Genomic DNA, 19,093 nt, shown 5'->3' with positions numbered 1-19,093 from the left:
GTGCCGGAAAATGGTGGCGTGAGCGATGTGAGACACGTACTGGTGCTGCCCGACCGGGACGCCGCAGAGGAGGCCGCGGAGGCGCTCAAGGAGCGCTTCGGGGTGGCCGAGGAACCCCAGCTCGTACGGGACGCGCTGGCCGGTGAGGACGACGCCGAGGACGCGCAGTGGCTGCTGGTCGTGGAGGACGCGACGGAGCGGCTGTCCGCCGATGAGCTGGACGGGTTCGCGGCCGAGTGGGAGGGCTGGCGCGAGGAACCGTAGGGCTGCTGGGTTCGTCGGCCCTGCGCCCCGGACCAGTGAGCCCTACGCCCCGGACCAGTGAGCCCCACGCCAGGACCAGTGAGCCCTGCGCCAGGACCCGTGAGCCCGGCCCCGGCTTCGTTCAGTAGGGGCGGGCTTGTCAGTGGCGCGTGGGATGCTTGGCGCGATGGCCAGGAAGACTGCAAACGACGAACCGCTCGCTCCTCTCACCGTCGCGGTGGGACAGGAGGATCTGCTGCTCGACCGCGCGGTGCAGCAGATCGTGGCGGCCGCGCGCGCCGTGGACGCGGACACCGACGTCCGGGACCTCACCTCCGATCAGCTGCAGCCGGGGACGCTGGCCGAGCTGACCAGCCCCTCGCTGTTCGCCGAGCGCAAGGTCGTCGTCGTACGCAATGCGCAGGACCTGTCCGCGGACACGGTCAAGGACGTCAAGGCGTACATCGGCGCGCCCGCCGAGGAGATCACGCTGGTGCTGCTGCACGCCGGTGGCGCCAAGGGGAAGGGCCTGCTGGACGCGGCGCGCAAGGCCGGGGCCAGGGAGGTCGCCTGTCCCAAGATGACGAAGGCCTCGGATCGGCTGGCCTTTGTACGGAGCGAGTTCCGGGCGCTCGGGCGGTCCGCCACCTCCGAGGCTTCCCAGGCGCTCGTCGACTCCATCGGGAGTGATCTGCGGGAGCTGGCTTCCGCGGTGTCGCAGCTCGCCGCCGACGTCGAGGGGACCATCGACGAGGCCGTTGTCGGGCGGTACTACACGGGGCGGGCCGAGGCGTCCAGCTTCACCGTCGCCGACCGGGCCGTGGAGGGGCGGGTGGCCGAGGCGCTGGAGGCGCTGCGGTGGTCGCTCTCGACCGGGGTGGCGCCGGTGATGATCACCAGTGCGTTGGCTCAGGGGGTGCGGGCGATCGGGAAGCTGTCGTCCGCGCGCGGGGGGCGGCCGGCGGATCTTGCGCGGGAGCTGGGGATGCCGCCGTGGAAGATCGATCGGGTGCGGCAGCAGATGCGGGGGTGGACGCCGGACGGGGTCGCTGTCGCGTTGCGGGCGGTGGCCGAGGCCGATGCGGGGGTCAAGGGGGCCGGGGATGATCCGGAGTATGCGTTGGAGAAGGCTGTGGTGACGGTGGCTCGGGCCGCCCGGGCGCAGGGGCGCGGGTAGCGCGTCAGCGTCAGCGCGGCACTGCGGGAAGTCGCCCCCGCCGCCCCTTCCCCTCCCGTCCCGTCCCTGGGGCTGCGCCCCAGACCCCTGTCGGCCTTCGGCCGTGTCCTCAAACGCCGGACGGGCTGGATCGGAACGCACCGATGCCCCGCCCTTGGAAAGGGCGGGGCATCGGGTCAAGCGTTGTGCGAGCCCGCACCCGCGTGGCGAACGCAGATCGCGTGCGGGCTCTTGGGTGTCGGTCGGGGGCGGAGAGAGAGGGCCCGCCCGGGTCCTACCGACGGCAGTTCAGTTCAGGTCAGGCCTGGATGGACGCGACCTTCGAAGCAAGCGCCGACTTCTTGTTGGCGGCCTGGTTCTTGTGGATGACGCCCTTGGAGACGGCCTTGTCGAGCTGACGCGCGGCAACGCGCTGCGCCTCGACGGCCTTCTGGACGTCACCGGAGGCAGCGGCCTCGCGGGCCTTGCGGATCGAGGTCTTGAGGGAGGACTTCACGGCCTTGTTGCGCAGCCGAGCCTTCTCGTTGGTCTTGATCCGCTTGATCTGGGACTTGATGTTCGCCACGAAATGAGCCTTTTCAGGTTCAGGCACGGATCCGCGAAGGTCCCGTACCGGTGATTGTCACTGAGTGCGTGCCTCGGCTTAGAGGGCAAGAGACACAGCTGCCCACGGTATCAGCCGTCATCCAGGCGGCCCAAACCGAGCACAGCGCCCCGCTCATGGGACCATGGAGGCTACGTATTGATCCCAACCGAGGCCGACCTGAGGCAGAAGGCCTCAAGAGACAGGACCCTGCGTGCCCGCGATCCCTAAAAATGTGCCCGAGCCGAGCCGCACCGACCCGGCTCTGATTCGCAACTTCTGCATCATCGCGCACATCGACCACGGCAAGTCGACGCTCGCCGACCGGATGCTCCAGCTGACCGGTGTGGTCGAGCAGCGGCAGATGCGTGCTCAGTATCTCGACCGGATGGACATCGAGCGAGAGCGCGGCATCACGATCAAGTCCCAGGCGGTGCGGCTGCCCTGGGCCCCGACCGAGGGGCCCGACAAGGGCAGTACCCACATCCTCAACATGATCGACACGCCGGGCCACGTGGACTTCACGTACGAGGTCTCGCGCTCGCTCGCGGCCTGTGAGGGCACGATCCTCCTCGTCGACGCGGCGCAGGGCATCGAGGCGCAGACTCTCGCCAACCTCTACCTGGCGATGGAGAACGACCTCAAGATCGTTCCGGTGCTCAACAAGATCGACCTCCCGGCCGCCCAGCCGGAGAAGTTCTCTGAGGAGCTCGCCAACCTCATCGGCTGCGACCCCGACGACGTGCTGAAGGTCTCCGCGAAGACCGGCATGGGCGTCGAGGCGCTGCTCGACAAGGTCGTCGCCGAGGTCCCGCCGCCGGTCGGTGTCGCGGACGCGCCCGCCCGCGCGATGATCTTCGACTCGGTGTACGACTCGTACCGGGGCGTCGTGACGTACGTACGAGTCGTCGACGGCCAGCTCAACAAGCGCGAGCGGATCCGGATGATGTCGACCGGGGCCACGCACGAGCTGCTCGAGATCGGTGTGTCGTCCCCCGAGATGACCCCGGCCGACGGCATCGGCGTCGGCGAGGTGGGCTACATCATCACCGGCGTGAAGGACGTACGTCAGTCCAAGGTCGGTGACACGATCACCTCCCTGCACAAGGGCGCGACCGAGCCCCTCGGCGGTTACAAGGACCCGAAGCCGATGGTGTTCTCGGGCCTGTATCCGCTGGACGGCTCGGAGTACCCGGACCTGCGCGAGGCCCTCGACAAGCTGCAGCTCAACGACGCAGCACTGGTCTACGAGCCGGAGACCTCGGCCGCGCTCGGATTCGGCTTCCGCGTCGGCTTCCTGGGGCTTCTGCACCTCGACGTGATCCGTGAGCGCCTCGAGCGCGAGTTCGGGCTCGACCTCATCGCCACCGCCCCCAACGTGGTCTACCGCGTGGACATGGAGGACGGCACCGAGCACACGGTCACCAACCCGAGCGAGTTCCCCGAAGGCAAGATCGACAAGGTCTACGAGCCCGTCGTGCGCGCCACGCTCCTCGCGCCCAGCGAGTTCATCGGCGCGATCATGGAGCTCTGCCAGACCCGCCGCGGCACCCTCCTCGGCATGGACTACCTCTCCGAGGACCGGGTGGAGATCCGCTACACCCTGCCCCTCGCCGAGATCGTCTTCGACTTCTTCGACCAGCTGAAGTCCAAGACCCGCGGTTACGCGTCCCTGGACTACGAGCCCACCGGCGAGCAGGCCTCCGATCTTGTGAAGGTCGACATCCTGCTGCACGGCGACCGCGTCGACGCGTTCTCCGCCGTCACGCACAAGGACGCCGCGTACGCGTACGGGGTGCGCCTGGTCGCCAAGCTGCGGGAGCTCATTCCGCGGCAGGCCTTCGAGATCCCCGTCCAGGCGGCCATCGGCTCCCGGGTCATCTCCCGCGAGACCATCCGCGCCATCCGCAAGGACGTCCTCGCCAAGTGCTACGGCGGTGACATCTCGCGTAAGCGCAAGCTGCTCGAGAAGCAGAAGGAGGGCAAGAAGCGGATGAAGATGGTCGGCTCCGTCGAGGTGCCGCAGGAGGCCTTCATCTCCGTGCTCTCCAGCGACGACGGCGGCGGTTCCAAGACCAAGAAGTAGCCCGCGGAGCTGCCCTTCGGCGGTGGGCCCGGCACGCGTCGCGCGTGGCGGGCCCACCGCTTTTGTGTGGGCCCTGTGAGGGGTGAGGACGTAGGGGTGAGCCCGATGAAGTCGGTGGCCGGAGCCCCTTACGCGGCAGGCGGGTGACCCTTACCCTGATCACTGCCCCATGGTTACTCGCCAGTTAAACAAGCCTCGTATCAACCAGCCGCGCAGTCTGAGACAAGCCGCACTGTCGCGGGCCCCGGAGGACGTCGTGAGCGACACACAGACCTTGATCGAGAACCGTCCGCCCTCCGTGGCGAACCTCTTCCTGGAGCGCGTGACAGCGACACCGGACGCCGAGGCCTACCGCTATCCGGTGCCCTCGGCCACCGGCACGGGCCCCGACGACTGGAAGTCGCTGAGCTGGGCGCAGGCCGCGCAGCGCGTGTACGCCATCGCCGCCGGCCTGGTCGAGCTGGGCGTGGGCCCGCAGGAGCGGGTGGCGCTCGCCTCCTCGACGCGGGTCGAGTGGATCCTGGCCGACCTCGGCATCATGTGCGCGGGCGCGGCGACCACGACCGTGTACCCGCAGACCAACGAGGAGGAGTCGGCGTTCATCCTGTCCGACTCCGATTCCAAGGTGATGGTCGCGGAGGACGCCGCGCAGCTCGCCAAGGCGCGGGCGCGTCGCGCCGAGCTGCCCGAGCTGCGGCACGTCGTGGTGATCGACGCGACCGGGGTCGTGCCCGACGCGGGCGACCCCGACGGCTGGGTGCTCACGCTTGAGGACCTGGAGGCGCGCGGCGCCGCGTACCTGGAGAAGAACCCTGAGGTCGTCAAGGAGCGGGTCGGGGCGATCCAGAAGGACCAGCTCGCCACGCTCATCTACACCTCCGGCACCACCGGGCGGCCCAAGGGCGTCCGGCTCCCGCACGACAACTGGTCGTACATGGCGAAGGCCATCGCGTCGACCGGGCTGGTGAGCGGCGAGGACGTGCAGTACCTGTGGCTGCCGCTCGCGCACGTCTTCGGCAAGGTGCTCACGTCCGGCCAGATCGAGGTCGGGCACGTCACCGCGGTCGACGGCCGCGTCGACAAGATCATCGAGAATCTGCCGATCGTGCAGCCGACGTACATGGCCGCCGTGCCGCGCATCTTCGAGAAGGTCTACAACGGCGTCGCCGCGAAGGCGCGGGCCGGCGGCTCCGCCAAGTACAAGATCTTCCAGTGGGCTGCCGGTGTCGCGCGCGAGTACGCGAAGGTCAGCCAGGACAACTTCCGGCGTACGGGCGTCGCCTCGGTGCCGTTCAAGCTCGCCTCGAAGCACAAGGCCGCCGACCGCCTGGTCTACAGCAAGCTGCGGGAGGCCTTCGGCGGGCGGCTGCGGGCGTGTGTGTCCGGCTCTGCCGCGCTCGCTCCGGAGATCGGCTACTTCTTCGCCGGCGCCGGAGTGCACATCCTGGAGGGCTACGGACTGACCGAGTCCAGCGCCGCCTCCTTCGTGAACCCCGGTGAGGCCTACCGCACCGGCACCGTCGGCAAGCCGCTGCCCGGCACCGAGGTGCGGATCGCGGACGACGGCGAGATCCTGCTGCGCGGCCCCGGCATCATGGAGGGCTACCACGGTCTGCCCGACAAGACCGCCGAGGTCCTGGAGTCCGACGGCTGGTTCCACACGGGCGACATCGGCGAGCTGTCGAACGACGGCTACCTGCGGATCACCGACCGCAAGAAGGACCTCATCAAGACCTCCGGCGGCAAGTACATCGCGCCCGCCGAGGTCGAGGGCCAGTTCAAGGCCGTGTGCCCGTACGTCTCCAACATCCTGGTGCACGGCGCCGACCGGAACTTCTGCACGGCGCTCATCTCGCTCGACGAGCCGTCGATCCTGGAGTGGGCCAAGGAGAACGGCCTCGGCGGCTCCTCCTACGCGGAGGTCGTCGCCGCGCCGCAGACGGTGCAGCTCGTCGAGGGCTACGTGAAGGAGCTCAACGAGGGCCTGCAGCGCTGGCAGACCATCAAGAAGTTCAAGCTCCTGCCGCGCGACCTCGACATCGAGCACGGCGAGCTGACGCCCAGCCTGAAGCTGAAGCGCCCGGTCGTCGAGCGTGAGTACAAGGCGCTCCTCGACGAGATGTACTCCGGGAGCCGCGAGGGCTGACGCCCCGAGGAGACGCCGCGGTCGAAGCGCCTCGGAGTCCCAGGGTCCTTCTGCAAGGTTCGCCAGAAGGGCCCTAACCCCGGCGCACCAGCCGCAGCGTCTCCTTCATCTCCCCGATGTCGTGGCGCAGTTCCCGCACATCGGGGTTCTCGTCCTCGGCCAGGCGGCGCTCCATCGTCGTCATGCGGGCCGCGAGATTGTCCAACTGCTGGTGTTCGCGCGCCAAGAGGCGCTGCAGCTGGCGGTTCTTGCGGTGCAGGTCGAGGAAGACCGTCACCTTCGCGCGCAGCACCCACGGGTCGAAGGGCTTGGTCAGGTAGTCGGCGGCGCCGGTCGCGTAGCCGCGGAAGGCGTAGCCGGTGTCGGCCTCCGTGCCCGTCAGGAAGATGATCGGGACGTCCTTCGTCTGGTCGAGGCGCTTGATGTTCGTCGCCGTCTCGAAGCCGTCCATGCCGGGCATCCGGATGTCCAGGAGGACGACGGCGAACTGCCTGCGCAGCAGCGCCTTCATCGCCTCCTCGCCCGAACGGGCCCTGACCAGCGGCTCGTTGAGCGGTCCAAGCACGGCTTCGAGGGCGGTCAGGTTGTCCTCCATGTCGTCGACAAGGAGGATGCTGGCCCGATCCGCCGAAGTGGACTCTGCAGTGGTCATGTTGACGGTGCCTCACTCAGTGGTCGCCGGAGTGCCGGAGACCTCGGGGGGCGGACGGTTCCGCCTCCTCGGGGGCCAGCAGCTCGCACACGACATTCAGCAACTGGTCGACGTCCACCGGTTTCGGGACGTAATCGTTCGCGCCCTTGGCGATCGACTTCTCGCGGTCGCCGGGCATGGCCTTGGCGGTGAGCGCGACGATGGGAAGACCGGCCCATCGTGGCGTACCGCGGATGACGGAGATCGTCTCGTAGCCGTCCATCTCGGGCATCATGATGTCCATCAGGACGAGTTCGACATCGGGGTGGCTCTCCAGCGTCTCGATGCCCTCGCGGCCGTTCTCCGCGTACAGGACAGGCATGCCGACGCGGCCCAGTACGTGGGTGAGCGCGAAGACGTTGCGGATGTCGTCGTCGACGATCAGGACGCGGCGGCCCGGCAGGACCAGGCCCGGCCTGCCCGTCTTCCACCGCTCCAGCTTCGTCGGCGCCGGCCAGTTGTCCTCCTGCTCCGGCGGCTGCAGGGACGCGTACGTGTCCATGGAGACGCCCTGCTCCGGTACGAGGGCCGACTGCGGCAGGGTGGACGGTTCGTACCCGTCGGGCGGCTCGTGCCCGGGGCAGCGCACGGGGACGTACAGGGTGAAGGTGGAGCCCTCGCCGGGCTCGCTCTCCGCGACGATGTGGCCGCCGAGCAGCGCGGAGATCTCCCGGCTGATGGACAGGCCGAGGCCCGTGCCGCCGTACTTGCGGTTCGTCGTGCCGTCGGCCTGCTGGAACGCCTCGAAGACGACGGCGAGTTTGTCGCGCGGGATGCCGATCCCGGTGTCGGTGACGGCGAAGGCGAGCAGGTCCTCGCTGTCGACCAGCTGGGCCCCTTCGGGGGCCTTGACCAGGCGGACCCGCAGTTCGACGCGGCCCTGCGCGGTGAACTTGATCGCGTTCGACAGAAGGTTGCGCAGGATCTGCTGGAGGCGCTGTTCGTCGGAGAACATCTCGCGCGGCACGTCCTCGCCGACCGACACCTCGAAGGCGAGTCCGCGGTCGAGGGTGATGGGCCGGAAGGTCGCGTGGACGTAGTCGAGGACCTTGATGAGGGGGAGCTTCTTGGGGCGTACGTCCATCCGGCCGGCCTCGATCTTCGACAGGTCGAGGATGTCGTTGATGAGCTGGAGCAGGTCCGAGCCGGAGCGGTGGATCGTCGTCGCGAACTGGACCTCCTGGTCGTTGAGATGGCCGTCCGGGTTGTCGGAGAGCAGCCGGGCCAGGATGAGCAGGGAGTTGAGCGGGGTGCGCAGCTCGTGCGACATGTTCGCCAGGAACTCCGACTTGTACTGCGAGGAGGTCGCCAACAGGGCGGCTTTCTCCTCCAGTTGGGCGTTCGAGCGCTGCAACTCGGCCTGCTGCCGCTGCATTTCGTTCGACCGGTCCTGGAGCTGGATGGCGAGCCGCTGGGACTCGCCGAGCAGCGACTCCGTACGGGAGTTGGCGATGATGGTGTTGATGGCGACGCCGATGGTGTTCACGAACTGGTCGAAGAACGCCAGGTGGACGTCGGAGAAGCGGGAGAAGGAGGCGAGCTCGATCACACCGAGGAGCGTGTCCTCGAAGAGGATCGGAATGATCACGACCGACGCTGGCGCCGCCTCGCCGAGCCCGCTGTTGATGTTGATGTAGTCCGTCGGCACCTCCTCCACCAGGATCCGCTTCTTCTCCAGCGCCGCCTGCCGTACGAGGCCGTGGACCGGCATCCCGCCCGTGTTGATGACCGAGGCGGAGCCCGAACCGTAACCGGCGATGTACGCAAGTCCCTTGGTGGGTACGGCCATTGGCTGCTGTGAGCCGTCGTCGTCCTCCTCCGCGAGGAAGAACGCGCCGTACTGGGCGTTCACCAGCGGCGTCAGCTCGCGCAGGATCAGGTCGGCGACCTCCATCAGGTCGCGATGGCCCTGCATCAGGGCGGCGAGGCGGGCCAGGTTCGACTCCAGCCAGTCCTTCGCGCGGGTCGTCTCGCGGAGGTTGGCCACCATCAGGTTGATGTTGTCCTTGAGCTCGGCGACCTCGCCCTGCGTGTCGACCGTGATCGAGCGGGACATGTCGCCCGAGGTCACCGCGGAGGCGACCTCGGCGATGGCGCGGACCTGCGTGGTCAGGTTCAGCGCCAGCTCGTTCACGTTCGTCGTCAGGCGCTTCCACGTGCCGTACACACCCTCGACCCGTGCCTGCCCGCCGAGTTGGCCCTGGGAGCCGACCTCTCGGGCCACTCGGGTCACCTCGGAGGAGAACGAGGAGAGCGTGTCGACCATCGTGTTGATGGTCGTCTTCAGTTCGAGGATCTCGCCGCGCGCGTCGACGTCGATCTTCTTGGAGAGGTCGCCCTGGGCCACGGCCGTGGCGACCTGCGCGATGTTCCGCACTTGTGAGGTCAGGTTGTCCGCCATGTAGTTGACGTTGTCGGTCAGGTCCTTCCAGACGCCCGACACGCCGTGAACGGTTGCGCGGCCGCCGAGGCGGCCGTCCGTGCCGACCTCGCGGGCGACGCGGGTCACCTCGTCGGCGAAGCCGCGCAGCTGCTCCACCATCGTGTTGACGGTGTCCTTCAGCTCCAGGATCTCGCCGCGCGCGTCGACCGAGATCTTCTTGCCGAGGTCGCCCTGGGCCACGGCCGTCGTGACCTGCGCGATGTTGCGGACCTGGGAGGTCAGGTTCGACGCCATGAAGTTGACGTTGTCGGTGAGGTCCTTCCAGACCCCGGAGACGCCGCGGACCTGGGCCTGACCGCCGAGGTTGCCCTCGGTGCCGACTTCGCGGGCGACGCGGGTGACCTCGTCGGCGAACGCGGAGAGCTGGTCGACCATCGTGTTGATGGTCGACTTGAGTTCGAGGATCTCGCCCTTCGCCTCGACGGTGATCTTCTTACCGAGGTCGCCCTGCGCCACCGCCGTCGACACGAGCGCGATGTTGCGCACCTGCGACGTCAGGTTGTCGGCCATGAAGTTGACGTTGTCGGTGAGGTCCTTCCAGACGCCGGAGACGCCGCGGACCTGGGCGCGGCCGCCGAGCTGGCCTTCGGTGCCGACTTCGCGGGCGACGCGGGTGACCTCGTCGGCGAACGCGGAGAGCTGGTCGACCATCGTGTTGATGGTCGACTTCAGCTCAAGGATCTCGCCCTTCGCGTCGACCGTGATCTTCTGGCTCAGGTCGCCGTCCGCCACGGCCGTCGTGACCTGCGCGATGTTGCGGACCTGCGAGGTCAGGTTCGACGCCATGAAGTTGACGTTGTCGGTGAGGTCCTTCCAGACGCCGGAGACGCCGCGGACCTGGGCGCGGCCGCCGAGCTGGCCCTCGGTGCCGACCTCGCGGGCGACGCGGGTCACCTCGTCGGCGAACGCGGAGAGCTGGTCGACCATCGTGTTCACGGTCAGCTTGAGTTCGAGCAGCTCGCCCGTCGCCTCGATCGTGACCGTACGTGTCAGATCGCCCTGGGCCACCGCCGTCGTCACGAGCGCGATGTCCCGCACCTGCGCCGTGAGCCGCGAGGCCATGGTGTTGACCGCCTCGGTCACATCGCGCCAACTCCCGGACAGGCCGGTCACCTTGGCGCGCCCGCCGAGTCTTCCCTCGGTGCCCACCTCGCGTGCCACCCGGGTGACCTCGCCGGTGAACAGGGAGAGCTGGTCCACCATCTTGTTGACCGAACGACCCAACCGCCGCAGGTCGCCCCGGAGTTGGCGGGTGCCGTCGTGCAGGTCGACACGCTGGGTGAGGTCGCCGCCCGCGACCGCCTCGAGCACCCGCGTGGCGTTCGCGGCCGGCGCGACGAGCGCGTCGATTATGGTGTTCACGTCGCCGACCCGGGTCACCCAGGCGCCCTGTCCAGGGCTCGCCTCCAGGCGCTCGTCGAGCCGGCCGTGCCGGGTGATCTCCCGCCGCACCCGCGCCAGTTCGGCGTTGAAGTGCACGCTGCGGTCGGCGAGCTGATTGAATGTCGCGCCGAGCTCGCCGACGATCCCGTCCGCCGCGATCGGTACATGCGCGAACGTGCCGTCCCGGGCAGCCGTCAGCGCGGCCAGTAACGGCCGGAGATCACTCGGGCGGATGGCTTCGTCACCGTAGCCCTTCTGAGGTGCACGCATACCACTGTTCTCACTCATAGCGGCCTACTTAGGTAACTCCACGCTTATGGGCGTGGTCAGTCTGTCACTCTGTCGGTGTCGCCTGAGGCGTCTTTGCCACAACTAACCAGGAGCCGAAACGTGGGTTCCATTCCGATCCAGCGGGAGAGCGCCTTCGGCGCCCCGGACGCGCCTGACCAGGCGACCGGGGTGCCGGTGGCCGCGCGCACGTCGCTGCCCGGAAACCCGCTCGCGCCCGCGGCCGCCCGTCGTTTCCTGCGCGCCGCGTTCGTCGACTGGACCGAACTGCCCGAGCTGTCGGAGTCCCTGACCCTCGACGGGCGGCTCATGGACGACGCGACCGTCGTACTCAGTGAACTCGTCACCAACGCCGTCGTCCACGCCGGCACCGGCGTCGACCTGCTGTGCCGCCTGGAGGGCGCCGCCCCCGACGGGAGCGTCACCGCGGGACTCGTCGTCGAGGTCACCGACCGGCACCCGGCCCGCGCCGTCCGCAACGACCGGGCGTTCCGCTCGCCGGAAATCCCCGAGTACGGCCGCGGACTCCAACTCGTCGCCTCCCTCTCCGAGTTGTGGGGCATCACCTACGGTCACGGTGCCAAGACCGTCTGGGCCCGCATCCCCGCAGACGCCCCGACACCCGCCGCTGAGACTCCCGACACTCCGGCCGGCGTGCGCAGCCTGCAGAGGGGCTTGCGCGCCGCGGAGATCCTGGCGCCCGCGTCCCGGCGCGCCCCCCAGGACCAGGACTGGATCAACCGCGGCGCTCTCTCCTTCCTCGCCGAGGCCTCCGACCTGCTCGCGGGACAGCTCGACGAGGACATGGTCGCCGCGCTCGTCGGCCAGCTCCTCGTGCCGCGGCTCGCCGACTGGTGCGCCGTCTGGTTCTACGAGGAGGAGGGGCGCGGCCTGCCGGGCGTCGTCGAGCACGACATGCGCGGCGCCGACCCGATGCCGCTGCCCCGGCTCGCCCGCGTCTGGCACACCCACGAACACCGCACCGAGGAGCTCCGCGGGCTCCTGGAGAAGGAACCCCCGCGGCTGCCCGACCGGCTCTCCGGCGCCGTCCCCGTGCCCTGGCCCTTCGACGCGCAGAGCAGCCCGGTCACCCAGGACACGGGCTCGGCGCTCGCCTACCGGCTCTCCGCCGGCGGCCGCGCCCTCGGCATCCTGCTGATCGGGCGGGCCGGTCTGCACCGCTTCCCCGACGAGATCACCGGGCTCGTCGAGGACTTCAGCCGGCGCGTCGCCCTCGCCGTCAGCGCGGCCCGCCGCTTCACCCGGCAGGCCACCATCAGCCGCATCCTGCAGCGCGGCCTGCTGCCCACGGTCATGGCCGAGATCCCCGGCGTGGCGAGCGCCCTCGTGTACGAGCCGAAGGAGGCGGGAGGACCCGGCGGCGACTTCTACGACGTGTTCCCGGCCGGCGCCGGACGCTGGTGCTTCGCGCTCGGCGACGTCCAGGGAAAGGGCCCGGAGGCCGCCGTCGTCATCGGGCTCGTACGGCCCTGGCTGCGGCTGCTCGCCCGCGAGGAGTACCAGGTCGCGCAGGTCCTCGACCGGCTCAACCGGCTGCTGCTCGACGACGCGACCGAGGCCTCGGACGCCGCGGCCCGCGCGCTCGCCGCGGCCGACGGCAGGGGCGTGCCACCGGAGGGCTCCACGTCCCGCTTCCTGTCGCTCCTCTACGGAGAGCTGACGCCCACCGAGGACGGCGTGCTGTGCACCATCGCCTCCGCCGGGCATCCGCTGCCGCTGCTCATGCGGCCCGGCGGGGAGGTCGTCGCCGCGGCCACGCCACAGGTGCTGCTCGGCGTCGTCGACGATCCGGACTACACAAGCGAAACGTTTGTGATGCGCACCGGGGACACGCTCCTGGGCGTCACCGACGGGGTGACGGAGCGGCGCCGCGGGGCCCTCCAGTTCGACGACGGGGACGGGCTCGCGCAGGCGCTCGCCGGGTGCGCGGGCCTGACGGCGCCGCTGCTCGTCGAGCGGATCCGGCGGCTCGTGCACGCCTTCGGTGACAGCCCGCCGGACGACGACCTGGCGCTGCTGGTGCTCCAGGCGCAGTGAGGGGGCGGCGTCGCCCACGGGTCGGCGCCGCCCATGGCGATCCGGTCGGTCGCGGAGGCGGGACAATGGGTCCATGCCTTCCGCACTTCCCGACGGTGAGCCCGTGCCCGACGACGGCTCGCTGCCCGCGTCCGCCCTCGCCGGGGCCGGGTCCCGACCCCTCGGCTTCTACCTGCACGTCCCGTACTGCGCCACGCGCTGCGGCTACTGCGACTTCAACACGTACACGGCCACCGAGCTGCGCGGCACGGGCGGCGTACTCGCCTCCCGTGACAACTACGCGGAGACGCTGATCGACGAGGTGCGGCTCGCGCGCAAGGTGCTCGGCGACGACCCGCGCCCGGTCCGGACCGTGTTCGTCGGGGGCGGTACGCCGACGCTGCTGCCGGCCGCCGACCTCGTACGGATGCTGGCGGCGGTCCGCGACGAGTTCGGGCTCGCGGACGACGCGGAGATCACGACCGAGGCGAACCCGGAGTCGGTGGACCCGGCGTACCTGGCGGAGCTGCGGGCAGGCGGCTTCAACCGGATCTCGTTCGGGATGCAGAGCGCCCGGCAGCACGTCCTGAAGGTCCTCGACCGTACGCATACGCCGGGGCGGCCCGAGGCCTGTGTCGCGGAGGCGCGGGCGGCCGGGTTCGAGCACGTGAACCTCGACCTCATCTACGGCACGCCGGGCGAGACGGACGACGACTGGCGGGCCACGCTGGACGCGGCGCTCGGGGCGGGGCCCGACCACGTTTCGGCCTACGCGCTGATCGTCGAGGAGGGTACGCAGCTCGCGCGGCGGATCCGGCGCGGCGAGGTGCCGATGACCGACGACGACGTGCACGCGGACCGCTATCTGATCGCCGACGAGGTGCTTGGGGCGGCCGGGTTCGACTGGTACGAGGTGTCGAACTGGGCGACGTCCGAGGCCGGGCGCTGCCTCCACAACGAGCTGTACTGGCGCGGGGCCGACTGGTGGGGGGCCGGGCCCGGGGCGCACTCGCACGTGGGCGGGGTGCGGTGGTGGAACGTCAAGCACCCGGGCGCGTACGCGGCGGCGCTCGCGGGTGGGCGCTCGCCGGGGGCCGGTCGGGAACTCCTCGCGGAGGAGGACCGCCGGGTCGAGCGGATTCTCCTTGAGCTACGACTCCGTGACGGATGTCCGCTGGAGCTGCTTCGGGCCGACGGGCTCGCGGCGGCGCGGAAGGCGTTGGCGGACGGTCTGCTGGAGGCGGAGCCGTTCGCCGCGGGCCGCGCGGTGCTGACGCTGCGCGGCCGGTTGCTGGCGGACGCGGTGGTGCGGGACCTGGTGGACTGAGGCGCACCCCCACGTAGGTGGGGAAGACGAACTCCTCGGCCGAGTGGACGAACTGATCGACGGGACACCTCCGCGAAGGCGGAGAGCACACAGTCGGCCAGACCCGGTGTGCTTAACGCACTGGAAAGCGTCAGGTCACGGTTACGTGGTCGATCAACTCTTCCACTCTGCCCAAGAGTTCTGGCTCCAGGTCCTTGTAGGAGTGGACCCGGCTCAGGATGTACTGCCACGCCTCGCCCGTGTTCGCCACCCGCCAGCCCAGCGCCCGGCACACGCCCGTCTTCCAGTCCTGACCGCGGGGGACGCGGGGCCATGCCTCGATGCCCACCGATGACGGCTTCACCGCCTCCCAGATGTCGATGTACGGGTGGCCGACGACCAGTGCGTGCTCGCTCGTCACCGACTGGGCGATGCGCCATTCCTTCGAGCCCTGCACCAGGTGGTCGACCAGGACGCCGAGGCGGGCGTCCGGGCCGGGGGCGAAGTCGTCGACGATCGACGGAAGGTCGTCGACGCCCTCCAGGAACTCCACCGCCACGCCCTCGATGCGCAGGTCGTGGCCCCAGACCCGCTCGATGAGCTCGGCGTCGTGCTTGCCCTCCACGTAGATGCGGCCCGCCCGGGCCACCCGTGCGCGGGCGCCGGGGACCGCCACCGAGCCGGACGCGCTCCGGGCGGGGCGGGTCGGGGCGGGCCCCGAGGGGCGTACGAGGGTGACGACCTTGCCGTCGATCATGAAGCCGCGCGGCTCCATCGGGAACACCCGGAGCTTGCCGAAGCGGTCCTCCAAGGTCACCGTCGGACCCTGCGCCGTCTTCTCGACCCGGATCACCGCTCCGCAGAAGCCCGTGGTGACCTCCTCGACGACGAGGTCCGGTTCGGCCGGAACCTCGGGGACCGGCTTGTTCCGCTTCCAGGGGGGAGTCAGGTCGGCAGAGTACTGGCGCATCCGGCAGACGATAAGAGAAGTGCGCAGGCCAGGGCTACGACACGCCGAAACGCGTCGCCAATGTGGCGCGTTGCGCGCGGACGAACTGCGCATTCACCGCCGAACCGTGCCCCGGGACGTACACCGCGTCCTCGCCGCCGAGGTCGAGGAGCCGGTCGAGCGCCGCGGGCCAGTGGCGCGGTGCCGCGTCCGGGCCCGCCTGAGGTTCGCCCGACTCTTCGACCAGGTCGCCGCAGAAGACGATCTCCGGGGACCCCGGAACCAGTACGGCCAGGTCATGGCCGCTGTGCGCCGGGCCGATGTTCGCGAGCAGCACCGTCAGGCCGCCCAGGTCGAGCGTCCACTCGCCGCACACCCGGTGCGGCGGGGTGACGAGGATGTCGACCGCCTCGGTCGCCGCGTCCGGGTCGACACCGTGCCGCACCGCGTCGGCGCGCAGCCCCTCGGCGCCGCGCTCGAAGAGGGTGTCGATGCCCACCGCCCCGTACACCTCGACGCCCGCGAACGCGGCCGTGCCGAGCACGTGGTCGAAGTGCGGGTGCGTCAACGCGACATGGGTCACTCTCCGGTGCGCCCCGAGGAGCGCGCGGGCATCGGCGCGCAGCCGGGCGCCTTCACGGAGTGAGGATCCGGTGTCGATCAAGAGCGCCGCTTCTTCACCCACGACGAGGCCACTCGTGCAGTCCAGGCCCGGCAACCGCACCCGCCCCACATTCGGCGCGAGCCCCTCCCAACCCACCGAGGCCCAATCGATACGCTGCGCGAACTCCATACCTCGACGCTAGCGCCCTTGCCGGGCCCGTACCCACCGGCCGTACACTGACCCGGGGACGATTGGCACTCGCCCACATGGAGTGCCAAAGACAGGATGACCGCAACGGCTGTTTCTGGAGGTGTGCGCCGATGCTCAATGAACGCAGGCTCGAAGTGCTGCGCGCCATCGTCCAGGACTACGTCGGCACCGAGGAGCCCGTCGGCTCCAAGGCGCTCACCGAGCGGCACAAGCTCGGGGTCTCGCCGGCGACCGTGCGCAACGACATGGCAGCCCTGGAGGACGAGGGATTCATCGCCCAGCCGCACACCAGTGCCGGGCGCATCCCCACCGACAAGGGCTACCGCCTGTTCGTCGACAAGCTCACCGCCGTGAAGCCGATGGCCGCGCCCGAGCGGCGTGCCATCCAGAACTTCCTGGACGGCGCCGTCGATCTCGACGACGTCGTCGGACGCACCGTACGGCTGCTCGCGCAGCTGACGCGGCAGGTGGCGATCGTCCAGTACCCGTCCCTGACCCGGTCCACCGTGCGCCATGTCGAGCTGCTCGCGCTCGCACCCGCCCGTCTGATGCTCGTACTGATCACGGACACCGGGCGCGTGGAGCAGCGGATGATCGACTGCCCGGCGCCGTTCGGTGAGTCGTCCCTGGCGGACCTGCGGGCCCGGCTGAACAGCCGCGTCGCGGGCCGCAGGTTCGCCGACGTGCCGCAGCTGGTGCAGGACCTGCCGGACGCCTTCGAGCAGGAGGACCGGGGCACGGTCTCCACGGTGCTCTCCACCCTTCTGGAGACACTCGTCGAGGAGACCGAGGAGCGGCTGATGATCGGCGGAACCGCCAATCTCACTCGCTTCGGACATGATTTTCCCCTCACCATCCGGCCCGTTCTGGAAGCATTGGAGGAGCAGGTCGTGCTCCTCAAGCTCCTTGGCGAGCTGGGAGATTCGGGCATGGCCGTACGGATCGGTCATGAGAACGCCCATGAGGGACTCAACTCCACGTCCGTCGTGTCGGTCGGCTACGGTTCGGGCGGCGAGGCAGTGGCCAAGCTCGGCGTGGTCGGCCCGACCCGCATGGATTACCCGGGAACGATGGGAGCAGTACGCGCAGTGGCACGTTACGTCGGACAGATCCTGGCGGAGTCGTAAGTGGCCACGGACTACTACGCCGTACTAGGCGTGCGCCGCGACGCTTCCCAGGACGAAATCAAGAAGGCCTTCCGAAGGCTGGCGCGTGAGCTTCACCCGGATGTGAATCCGGACCCGAAGACTCAGGAGCGCTTCAAGGAGATCAACGCCGCCTACGAGGTGCTCTCCGACCCGCAGAAGAAGCAGGTCTACGACCTCGGGGGCGACCCCCTGTCGCAGTCCGGTGGAGGCGGGGCCGGTGGCTTCGGCGCCGGTGGGTTCGGGAACTTCTCGGACATCATGGACGCCTTCTTCGGCACGGCGTCGCAGCGCGGGCCCCGGTCCCGTACGCGGCGCGGCCAGGACGCCATGATCCGGCTCGAGATCGAGCTGGACGAGGCGGCCTTCGGCACCACGAAGGACATTCAGGTCGACACGGCTGTGGTCTGTACGACCTGCAGCGGTGAGGGCGCGGCGCCCGGTACCTCGGCGCAGACCTGCGACATGTGTCGCGGGCGCGGTGAGGTCTCGCAGGTGACGCGGTCCTTCCTCGGCCAGGTCATGACCTCGCGGCCGTGCCCGCAGTGCCAGGGATTCGGCACGGTCGTGCCCACTCCGTGCCCGGAGTGCGCGGGCGACGGGCGCATCCGCTCCCGTCGGACCCTGACCGTGAAGATCCCGGCCGGTGTGGACAACGGCACGCGGATCCAGCTCGCGGGCGAGGGCGAGGTCGGCCCCGGTGGCGGCCCCGCCGGTGACCTCTACGTGGAGATCCACGAACTCCCGCACCCGACCTTCCAGCGGCGCGGCGACGATCTGCACTGCACGGTGACCATCCCGATGACGGCGGCGGCCCTCGGCACGAAGGTGCCGCTGGAGACGCTCGACGGCACGGAGGAGGTCGACATCCGGCCGGGCACGCAGTCCGGCCAATCGGTTCCGCTGCACGGGCGCGGTATCACGCATCTGCGGGGCGGCGGCCGTGGTGACCTCATCGTGCACGTCGAGGTCATGACGCCGCAGAAGTTGGACCCGGAGCAGGAGCGGGTGCTGCGGGAGCTTGCCAAGCTGCGCGGCGAGGAGCGGCCCACGGGGCAGTTCCAGCCGGGTCAGCAGGGGCTCTTCTCCCGCCTGAAGGACGCGTTCAACGGCCGTTGAGTCAGCCGTCGTAGGCAAGGTCGGCCCCCGGTGCGTGGCACCGGGGGCCGACGTGTGTCCACGGTGCGCGGCGCCGGTGTTCCGGGCCTGTGTCGGGGTCGGCGCCTGTCGTTCTCGTTGTGCGGCACCGGGGTGCCGGTCGCTGCGCCGGGGGCGGGCCCTGCGTTGTGGGTGCGCTGCGCCGGGGTGCCGGCCGCTGCACCGGGGCCGGGCCCGCCGTAAGGGGTGCGCGGCACCGGGGTGCCGCCTTGCCCACCCTGCCGCCCCAGGCGGCAGATTGCCCAAGTCGGGTGCGGCCGACCGCAACGGGTAGGGAGCCGTGCTTGCGGCGGGTTGCCCAAGGCGGGGGCAGTGTCGACCGCGACGGGTGGGGAGCCGTGGCTGCCGGCGGATCGGCCAAGGCGGGTGGCGGTACCCCGTCGGGCCGACGCCCCCGGAGGGGGCGGGCGGGTGGGAGATGGGCGGGAGCCGGGCGATTGCCTGCGGGCGGGTGGGGCAATTCAAGCTCCGCGGCGGGTGGGCAATTCCAGCCCCTGCGGCGATTGAGCAGCGGGGTCCGGGGCGGAGCCCCGAGGCCGTAACCCCGGTTCGGTGAAGTCGGTCCGGTCGGGACGGCGTCCCCGGGCCGTGACGCCGGTTCGGCACAATCAGCCCCGTTCTGGGACGGGAGCCCGCGGGGTCCG

The 19,093-nt window shown here is 70.0% G+C and carries 13 protein-coding genes; 8 read left to right on the top strand and 5 right to left on the bottom strand.

Annotation, left to right across the window (positions count from 1 at the left end):
- The first annotated feature begins 18 nt into the window (after nucleotides 1-18).
- The gene (locus tag OHA73_RS16080) at nucleotides 19-264 is read left to right on the top strand and encodes a hypothetical protein (RefSeq protein ID WP_266719747.1); all 246 of its coding nucleotides are present in this window, start codon (nucleotides 19-21) and stop codon (nucleotides 262-264) included.
- Between the two features lie 166 nt (nucleotides 265-430).
- Nucleotides 431-1,420: a DNA polymerase III subunit delta gene (gene holA, locus OHA73_RS16075; protein WP_327655380.1), complete on the top strand. Its 990-nt coding sequence runs from the start codon at nucleotides 431-433 to the stop codon at nucleotides 1,418-1,420.
- A gap of 298 nt (nucleotides 1,421-1,718) precedes the next feature.
- Here the strand turns inward: holA and rpsT are convergent, their stop codons facing one another.
- Nucleotides 1,719-1,985, bottom strand: a complete 267-nt coding sequence (rpsT, locus tag OHA73_RS16070) for a 30S ribosomal protein S20 (RefSeq protein WP_266719751.1) — start codon at nucleotides 1,983-1,985, stop codon at nucleotides 1,719-1,721.
- 232 nt (nucleotides 1,986-2,217) lie between these two features.
- Here rpsT and lepA point away from each other — a divergent pair, with 232 nt between their 5' ends.
- Nucleotides 2,218-4,089, top strand: a complete 1,872-nt coding sequence (gene lepA / locus OHA73_RS16065) for a translation elongation factor 4 (protein ID WP_267070492.1) — start codon at nucleotides 2,218-2,220, stop codon at nucleotides 4,087-4,089.
- A 256-nt stretch (nucleotides 4,090-4,345) separates the two neighbouring features.
- Entirely contained in the window at nucleotides 4,346-6,235 is a 1,890-nt protein-coding gene (locus OHA73_RS16060; RefSeq protein ID WP_266719755.1) for an AMP-dependent synthetase/ligase, read from the top strand.
- 73 nt (nucleotides 6,236-6,308) lie between these two features.
- Here the strand turns inward: OHA73_RS16060 and OHA73_RS16055 are convergent, their stop codons facing one another.
- Nucleotides 6,309-6,887: a response regulator gene (locus tag OHA73_RS16055; RefSeq protein WP_267070493.1), complete on the bottom strand. Its 579-nt coding sequence runs from the start codon at nucleotides 6,885-6,887 to the stop codon at nucleotides 6,309-6,311.
- Nucleotides 6,888-6,903: 16 nt separating this feature from the next.
- Nucleotides 6,904-11,040 carry a HAMP domain-containing protein gene (locus OHA73_RS16050; protein WP_327655379.1) on the bottom strand — a complete coding sequence of 1,379 codons (4,137 nt, stop codon included), beginning with the start codon at nucleotides 11,038-11,040 and terminating at the stop codon, nucleotides 6,904-6,906.
- A 102-nt stretch (nucleotides 11,041-11,142) separates the two neighbouring features.
- Between OHA73_RS16050 and OHA73_RS16045 the strand changes: the two genes are divergently transcribed.
- Nucleotides 11,143-13,098, top strand: coding sequence for an ATP-binding SpoIIE family protein phosphatase (locus tag OHA73_RS16045; protein ID WP_266719761.1), 1,956 nt, complete (start codon nucleotides 11,143-11,145; stop codon nucleotides 13,096-13,098).
- Nucleotides 13,099-13,171: 73 nt separating this feature from the next.
- Entirely contained in the window at nucleotides 13,172-14,404 is a 1,233-nt protein-coding gene (gene hemW, locus OHA73_RS16040; RefSeq protein WP_327655378.1) for a radical SAM family heme chaperone HemW, read from the top strand.
- Nucleotides 14,405-14,534: 130 nt separating this feature from the next.
- Here hemW and OHA73_RS16035 read toward each other — a convergent pair whose 3' ends face one another.
- Together OHA73_RS16035 and OHA73_RS16030 are read right to left on the bottom strand one after the other, a co-directional pair.
- On the bottom strand, nucleotides 14,535-15,353 hold the full coding sequence (locus OHA73_RS16035; RefSeq protein ID WP_327655377.1) for a DUF3097 domain-containing protein: 819 nt from the start codon (nucleotides 15,351-15,353) through the stop codon (nucleotides 14,535-14,537).
- 34 nt (nucleotides 15,354-15,387) lie between these two features.
- A complete protein-coding gene (locus OHA73_RS16030; RefSeq protein WP_327655376.1) occupies nucleotides 15,388-16,125 on the bottom strand; it encodes an MBL fold metallo-hydrolase in 738 nt (245 codons plus the stop codon).
- Nucleotides 16,126-16,256: 131 nt separating this feature from the next.
- Between OHA73_RS16030 and hrcA the strand changes: the two genes are divergently transcribed.
- Both hrcA and dnaJ read left to right on the top strand, forming a co-directional pair.
- The gene (gene hrcA, locus OHA73_RS16025) at nucleotides 16,257-17,273 is read left to right on the top strand and encodes a heat-inducible transcriptional repressor HrcA (RefSeq protein WP_266719769.1); all 1,017 of its coding nucleotides are present in this window, start codon (nucleotides 16,257-16,259) and stop codon (nucleotides 17,271-17,273) included.
- Nucleotides 17,274-18,410 (top strand): molecular chaperone DnaJ, encoded by a 1,137-nt coding sequence (gene dnaJ, locus OHA73_RS16020; protein ID WP_266719771.1) that lies wholly within the window; start codon nucleotides 17,274-17,276, stop codon nucleotides 18,408-18,410. It abuts the gene before it with no gap.
- Nucleotides 18,411-19,093 lie beyond the last annotated feature (683 nt).

The sequence above is a fragment of the Streptomyces sp. NBC_00483 genome (genome assembly GCF_036013745.1).
Classification (GTDB): domain Bacteria; phylum Actinomycetota; class Actinomycetes; order Streptomycetales; family Streptomycetaceae; genus Streptomyces.
The sequence above is the reverse complement of the archived record's forward strand: the minus strand, read 5'-3'. Positions and strand labels throughout refer to the sequence as shown.

Coding starts and splice junctions, on each gene's coding strand:
- holA (WP_327655380.1), top strand. CDS start 431: ATGGCCAGGAAGACTGCAAACGACGAACCGCTCGCTCCTCTCACCGTC.
- OHA73_RS16055 (WP_267070493.1), bottom strand. CDS start 6,887: ATGACCACTGCAGAGTCCACTTCGGCGGATCGGGCCAGCATCCTCCTT.
- OHA73_RS16050 (WP_327655379.1), bottom strand. CDS start 11,040: ATGAGTGAGAACAGTGGTATGCGTGCACCTCAGAAGGGCTACGGTGAC.
- hemW (WP_327655378.1), top strand. CDS start 13,172: ATGCCTTCCGCACTTCCCGACGGTGAGCCCGTGCCCGACGACGGCTCG.
- OHA73_RS16035 (WP_327655377.1), bottom strand. CDS start 15,353: ATGCGCCAGTACTCTGCCGACCTGACTCCCCCCTGGAAGCGGAACAAG.
- OHA73_RS16030 (WP_327655376.1), bottom strand. CDS start 16,125: ATGGAGTTCGCGCAGCGTATCGATTGGGCCTCGGTGGGTTGGGAGGGG.
- hrcA (WP_266719769.1), top strand. CDS start 16,257: ATGCTCAATGAACGCAGGCTCGAAGTGCTGCGCGCCATCGTCCAGGAC.